The sequence below is a fragment of the Parvibaculum sedimenti genome, assembly GCF_009184905.1.
Classification (GTDB): domain Bacteria; phylum Pseudomonadota; class Alphaproteobacteria; order Parvibaculales; family Parvibaculaceae; genus Parvibaculum; species Parvibaculum sedimenti.
The window spans coordinates 207,894-214,499 of record NZ_WESC01000008.1 but is presented as its reverse complement, the minus strand read 5'-3'; the positions used below and the strand labels follow the sequence as shown (position 1 = coordinate 214,499).

4 protein-coding genes are annotated in these 6,606 nt (G+C 56.4%); 1 reads left to right on the top strand and 3 read right to left on the bottom strand.

Annotated elements, in window-relative coordinates:
* Nucleotides 1–989 precede the first annotated feature (989 nt).
* Both F2P47_RS10860 and F2P47_RS17700 read right to left on the bottom strand, forming a co-directional pair.
* Nucleotides 990–2,258: a reverse transcriptase domain-containing protein gene (locus tag F2P47_RS10860; RefSeq protein ID WP_185681070.1), complete on the bottom strand. Its 1,269-nt coding sequence runs from the start codon at nucleotides 2,256–2,258 to the stop codon at nucleotides 990–992.
* A 40-nt stretch (nucleotides 2,259–2,298) separates the two neighbouring features.
* Complete coding sequence (locus tag F2P47_RS17700) at nucleotides 2,299–2,499, bottom strand: hypothetical protein (RefSeq protein ID WP_185681069.1); 201 nt, start codon at nucleotides 2,497–2,499, stop codon at nucleotides 2,299–2,301.
* Between the two features lie 911 nt (nucleotides 2,500–3,410).
* Between F2P47_RS17700 and F2P47_RS10855 the strand changes: the two genes are divergently transcribed.
* Nucleotides 3,411–3,971: a helix-turn-helix domain-containing protein gene (locus tag F2P47_RS10855; RefSeq protein WP_185681068.1), complete on the top strand. Its 561-nt coding sequence runs from the start codon at nucleotides 3,411–3,413 to the stop codon at nucleotides 3,969–3,971.
* Nucleotides 3,972–3,975: 4 nt separating this feature from the next.
* Here F2P47_RS10855 and F2P47_RS10850 read toward each other — a convergent pair whose 3' ends face one another.
* Nucleotides 3,976–6,594, bottom strand: coding sequence for a DEAD/DEAH box helicase (locus F2P47_RS10850; protein WP_204886633.1), 2,619 nt, complete (start codon nucleotides 6,592–6,594; stop codon nucleotides 3,976–3,978).
* Nucleotides 6,595–6,606: the final 12 nt, after the last annotated feature.

Below are 6,606 nucleotides of genomic sequence, written 5' to 3'. Positions count from 1 at the left end.
GATCTGCTCTTCCGTAAAACGCTGCCTCTTCATCGTCCGTCTCCCTTCCATAGGGCCGGACTCTAAATCCTTCTGGACGAAAATCTCAGTGGCACGTCACACCGTCACCGGTCTCGCGCAGCGCGTCGACGATCGGTGGGAAGACCAAAACGTCTTTGCCGAATAATTGGTCTCGACGGAGTCTGCCCGACAACTAGCGATAGGGCTGCCGGCATATGCTAGAGCGTCAGCTGTGGCGTTCTAGCGCTCTCGCCACTTTCTCTAGCGACAACACCATCAGATGTGCTCGACCCAGCGAGGCCCAACCGGTCTCAGTGATATTCGAACCGGTCTCTAACGCTCAGCCCCGATAAAAACGGATATTCAAAAAGACATCCAAGAGACTTGCGGCGTAATGGCACCAGTCATCCCTTCAAAAGATGCGCATCATTGTGCTCTGAATGACGTTCCCGCCGCAAAGTGCGCGAAATCGCCCGGTCTTTTATAGACGGGGAAAATCCCCCGCAGAGACCGGGCTGTTTGGCTGGGGCGGGAGGATTCCCTGCCAATTATCTAAACCATTTGAATCAAAGCGAAATCACCGGCAAGAATCGGTAAAGTGTGCCACAGGTCTGTGCGACAGTCCATCTAACCCCGCCGCCTGTCCCGCGACCGCTTATTTTCCGCCACACATTGCCAATTCCTCGTCAAAAAGGCGCTTGGCTTCCGTCAAGGTTCCGGCGTTCCAAGTCTCCGGTGTCCGTTTGCTTGAAATGCTGTAGGCAACCGCCGCAACAGAGGCAGGCGTTCCCGCCATAAGGCTAACCTCGGTTAGAACGACGCCGTGCTTGCTTTCAAGAATTCGCTTTTGGGATGACATACATTTTTCCTATCTTGCTCCTTTTCCGCCAAGCCCGACCGATATCCAATCAGACAAAACCTTCGGCATAGCGCACGGTCATAATTCACAAATCGAGCTATCGCCGTGTCAAAGCTGTTTCGATTCTCAATTAATTTTTCAAGTTCCGTTTTATCTGATTGATGTCGACGCGCGGAACATCAGCCAGAACAGCGACACCCAAGCCCCGCCGCCACGCTGGAAATGATTCCGAGTCCAACAACGAATTAATGCTGGTCAGATATCGGCGCAACAACTTGTCTATCTCGGCGTCTAGGCTCTCGATGGACTGAACTCCATTACAGAACTGATAGGCGTGCCGCCAACCATTGAGCCGATTGTCGAGGTGCTCAAGCGTCTGCGCAAACCTCCGCCTTTCCGTCGCTGCCGTTCCCTTTCCTCTCAACGCGTCTTTTACCGCCCTCGCACTATCGTTCAAAATTTCTCGCACCTTGCCAAGAAGCGCGCTCCTAGCGTCAGATGAGGGCTGAATCAATCCCGGAACGATATGGCAGCCTAAAAAATCAAAGCCATCATCAATTGGTCCGATGGCTGCCTTGTTTGGGTGCGTTGCCGGGTCGTATGCGCCCAAGCCAAATTTTTCGAGCGATGCGCGCGCAGAATTGAATGCCGCAGCAACCTTCTCGCGCGATGGCCCGAGAATTAGGAAATCGTCGATATAGCGAACGCAGACGATGCCGCGCCCATTCATTTTCTTATCGAAATCGCGAAGTAAAATATTTCCTGCCAAGGGACTTAATGCCGAACCCTGAGCAACACCCACTTCCGCACTTGGAAACAGTTTCGATTCTTGTCCGAGGTCGGCCTCGTTGCCAAGCACCGTTTCAATTGCCTGCTCATAAAGCGCAACGAATTCGAGGTCGTCGCAATGCGCTCGTAAGAAATCGGCAATTGGCTTTTTGGGAATCTTCGTGAAGAAGTCCGGGATATCGGAACGCACGAACCACTTCGCCCCATTTTTGATTTCACGCCACGCTATGGCTATTGCGGTTTCACGCCCTTCAATGCCACCCACACTAGTTTCGATATTCAGAACATCGCGAACAGCGTCTATTCTGCGCGTCATCTCATTGAGGAGTGCTCGCTGAACGATACGATTTTCGACCGGCGCAATGACTATAGGCCGCGATTTTTTGCCGGGGCGCGGAATGGCGACTCCCTTTTGGGGCGCAAATTGGAAGGTGCCTTTGACCAAACGAGACTGAATTGACTTCAGATTTCGGGCTGCATTTTCCTCAAATTCCAGAACCTCCGCCTTCGTCCTAAGCGACGTATTCGGTCCTAGCCCGTTCCTCCTGACAACCCTCCAAGCGGCCTCCAACGCCCGAGACCGACGAAGCTCCTTATGGAGTTCCCCCATCTTTCCTCTCTCGCAGGACCCATCAACTTGCCCGTCCCGACTATTGGCGGCAGTTCCGTCCATCGGGAGCACGGACCAGCCTACCGGCTGCTTCAGCACCGACCCGCGCCGCCACATCGACGATGCGACGACCCTGACCAACTTCACGACCTGCGCCCACTTCGGGCCAGCCCAGAAACGGCCAGATGAACAGCGCGACCAACGCAAAAGTCAGCCGCGCAAGCGTGGCACGTTTTTGCATACATTCATCGGAGCCTCCTTCGGCGCTTCGAGTCGGACGAAGCTACCTTTTTCGGCTCCGGCGGCAAGCAAATCGCGCCCGTCCGGGCACCCTCCCGAGATAAATGCCTACCAGCCGGTTGATGGACCCTGAATTGAAGATGGGCTTCGGCGGAAACAGCAATAGCCGGGTAGAGCGTTCGTCCATCGGGAGCACGGACCAGCCTACCGGCTGCTTCAGCACCGACCCGCGCCGCCACATCGACGATGCGACGACCCTGACCAACTTCACGACCTGCGCCCACTTCGGGCCAGCCCAGAAACGGCCAGATGAACAATACACTCTATGTGGGTTATGGGTGGCCGTGTTCAAGACAGAGTCACCAAAATTCTTTGGGCTGACCAACTGGCACGCCAACGGCAGCGGGAGGTGTTTGGAAACCCGATGAGCTTTACAAATTCAACTACGAATCTCCTTGTTTTCTGTATCCAAAAAGTGATTCGCGCATTGATGCACGGGGCAACTCTTCAACTCAAAACTCCCCCGGCAATAGCCGTTGTCAGTCGCCCATATAAGTCTGTTCGCTTCGACCGTGGTCTTTCCCTTCTGAAGGACGTGCCGTGCCAAGGCGTGCTGCAATCCTCTCCTGCGGTGAGCCAACAGGCGGCGGGGCGCAGCGCGTGCTGCAACACTCAACTCGCTAAGGAAAGGCCTCCTTGCAAGGAAAAACCGGCATTCATGCCGGTTATATTCAGATTAGAACACGAACGAAAAAGTGCTTCTCCACCAATGACTTACGGCCCCTAAATAGGAAGCGTAGATTTCCGCTCTATCGGAAGCGTTAGCTTTCCGATCATTTCTGCTTGCGAAAGGTAGATAGCTGCTTCGGCGTTCCTATGTCTCCTGCTGTATTAAACAAGGAGATACAGTCTGTGAGTAAAAAAGAGACCCAGTCAGCGAAGCGTAATGGAGAATTGCCCGCCAACGTTGAGGACGTCTATGAAGCGGTGGATGCTGCGCTGAAGGATCACGAGTCGGCAAAAAATTCCGGCTTTAAGATGGTGTTCCGGGCGGGGTGGCAGCGGGTACAACGCCTAGCTCGCAAAAGCCAAACCGCGTTGCGGCTCTGGGCCTACCTCGCAGAGCATGCCGGGCCAAATGGCGCGCTCGTTATCACGCAATCCGATCTTGCGAAGGCGCTCGGGGTGACAGCTCGCACCATTCGGACGCACGTGCGACATCTCGAAGAAACCGGGGCGCTAATCACCATGCGTGAGGCTGGCGGATATATCTATTGCCTGAATCCCAACGAAATTTGGGCGCTTGCGGCCGACCAGCGGCGTTTTGCCCCGTTCTATACGCGCGTAATATTTGCCAAGCATTCGCACGGCATGCTGAGCAAGCGACTGACCGTTGCGACGTTCCGCGCCGATGCCAGGCCAGACACGCCCACCTTGGACCGATTCTTGGAAGACGCGGCTCAGAAGGACTAAACACCTAGGTCAAAAATTCGCCCGGCAATCGCCGTTGCCAATCGGTCATCAGGACCAAATCGCATTCGACCGTGGTCTTTCCCTTCTGAACCAGTTCGAGCTTCCCCGCCGATGTGACTTGCTCGAACTGATAGCTCTCCGCAACGAGTTTCAGGAGCGACTTCTTATATTCCGTGTCCGGATTCCCGGACAGGTGTTCGCCCTTCATTTCAAGCACAACCAGACGCTGGATATCGTCTCCACGCTGCAGCGCGAAGAGAAGGTCGGGATAGACCTTATCCTTGCGCCAGCCTTGGAGCGAATATTGACCGGCGCGCGCAACATTTCGATGCCACCACTTCAGCGCCGCCTCGCCGTCCAGATAAACGGCTATATCGCGTTCGTCTTGGCTGCTGAAATCGGCCTCGTAGATAGGCGCGAAAAGGCTCCGCTCAATCGGATTGTCGTTCTTCCTCCGAAGGGTGCGGGCGTTCTCCGGCTGCTCCGTTTCGATGAAATGTGGCATCCGCCAATTGTTTTCATCAGTGCGGAGATGGAATTGAATACGCCCGGCCTCGACCGCCGCCCGGAAAACCGTTTCGGCCAAGTCGTCCCGCTGTTTCAGAAGTTCGGCGCGCAATTGGCCGACAATCAGCCCCGATTGGGCACCGAGCATCGCATTGTCGAAGCCCCGCTTGCGTAAAGCCTTCTCAAGATTGCCGACGATTTCGCGGGCGGTCCAAGGATTGGGAACGATGTCTGAAACCATCCGGACCAGATAAACGGGGTCGAAGCTCTGTGCTTCGGCAATGTGCCCGGTGTCCTCCGACACAATACGCTCGCCGCCGGCATCGGACAGTCGAATCCGCTTCATCTGCGTTTCGGGAACCTGCGCATTGGCGGGAATGGACGCCGCCAACGCCGCCACATCCAGCTTGTTCCAATCGATTCCAAAGACGACATCCTGCTCGTAATCGAGCGGACGAATATCCGCTTCCGACACATTGAGCACGAGCGGGAAATAGATTTCCGTGTCCCTGAACTTCTCGCGCCGCGCAACCTTCCGGGCGCCGCTCTTCTTGCCGGTTTTCTCGTCCCGCGCCACGACATACTTCACAAGGTCGCCCATACCGTCATCTTCGAGGCCCTGCTTGATACCCGCGACGACGGAACTGGTCTCCATATGGTGGCAGAAGACATAGCATTCATCCAACGCCGCGACGCCGGTCTTCTCCGCCTGCGGCTGGCGCAAAATTCGCCCAACCAACTGCGTCATTGCCGAAAGGTTCGTGCTCGCCGCCAGCACGCAAAGCACATAGGCAAAGGGACAATCCCAGCCCTCCTGTAGCGCCTGCTTCGTGATAATCACACGCACCGGACAGAGCGGCGAAAGGAGGTCGATATTTTCCGGGGCGGTCAGGTCGTTTGTTTCGGCGGTCTTGATTGCTATCTGGCGCTCGTCGAAGCCCGCGCGCACAAGCCAATCCTTGGCGTCTTCAGCGTGAATATGATGTCCGTCCCGCTGGTCCTTCCCGGTTCGCTCCACCTGAACCAGCAGGATGGGACGAATGTAGCGGTCGCGGTCGGCGCGCAAACGCTCGGCGGCGCTCGCCAGCTCTTCCAGCTTCTCCTTTGCTTGCTGAAGCGTGCTCCGCCAGTCCTCTTCGTTCTTCACGAAGACATTGAGCGGCATTTTTATCATTCCCTCGCGGTCGAGATCCGCCCCCATCACATCGACGAGCAAGTTCGCGTAGATGGGGGGCGCTGTGCGCTCCTTTGCCTTGCGGTCCTTCGGCGTCGCCGTCAGTTCCAGCACAAAGCAGGGATTGAAGTCGTAGAGCGTCCTGAAGGCGAGGTCCGACACGGCGCGGTGTCCCTCGTCCATCACCACGACAGGCCGGACTATCCGCAGGGCATTACCGAGCGAATCCTTGATGACCGGCCAGAAGCTTTCGGCGTCGGAATAGGCGGCAAGGTTTGGAATCGCATCAAGCAACGCGCGATGCGCCTCTCCGTCGGTCTCGGGCGGAAAGAAGCCGCGAATGTTTCCCCGGTCGCGAAACATTCTGAGCGAGTCTTTCGTATCCCGATTGGCGGACTGGAGCATCAGCAACATCACGCACAGGTTCGATTCAATATCGCGCGCGTCGAGCGGGTCTTCCTTCTCCAGGATTTTTACCCGCCCCGCCGCCGCCCGGTCGAGCATCTGCCGATAAGGATGTTCGCGGTCGGTGAGTTGCTTTTTCGTCTGGGTGTAAATCGCTTCGTTCGGCACAATCCAGAGAACGAATCCGACATTCTTGCCGAGATAAGTCCCAAATAGCCGCGAGAGCGCACCGACCGCGAGATAGGTCTTGCCGCCGCCTGTCGGCACCTTGAAACAGGCATTGGGCACGGGCCGCCCGACACCATCGATGCGCGGGCTGAATGGAATATCGGAACGCGATGCGGGCAGCACGCCTTTCGCCTTGAGTCCGCTCCACGCTTCCCCCGTGAAATCGGGGACAGGCAGATTGAGGTCCGGCTGCGTCTTCGCGACTTCCGCGATGCCATCCGCCCGCTTTTTCTGCGCGGACAGTTCGGAAAGATACGCCTCAAAGGAGCGGAGAACCTTTGTCTGATATTCGAGGTCGCGCATAACCATCTGCGTCGCCCT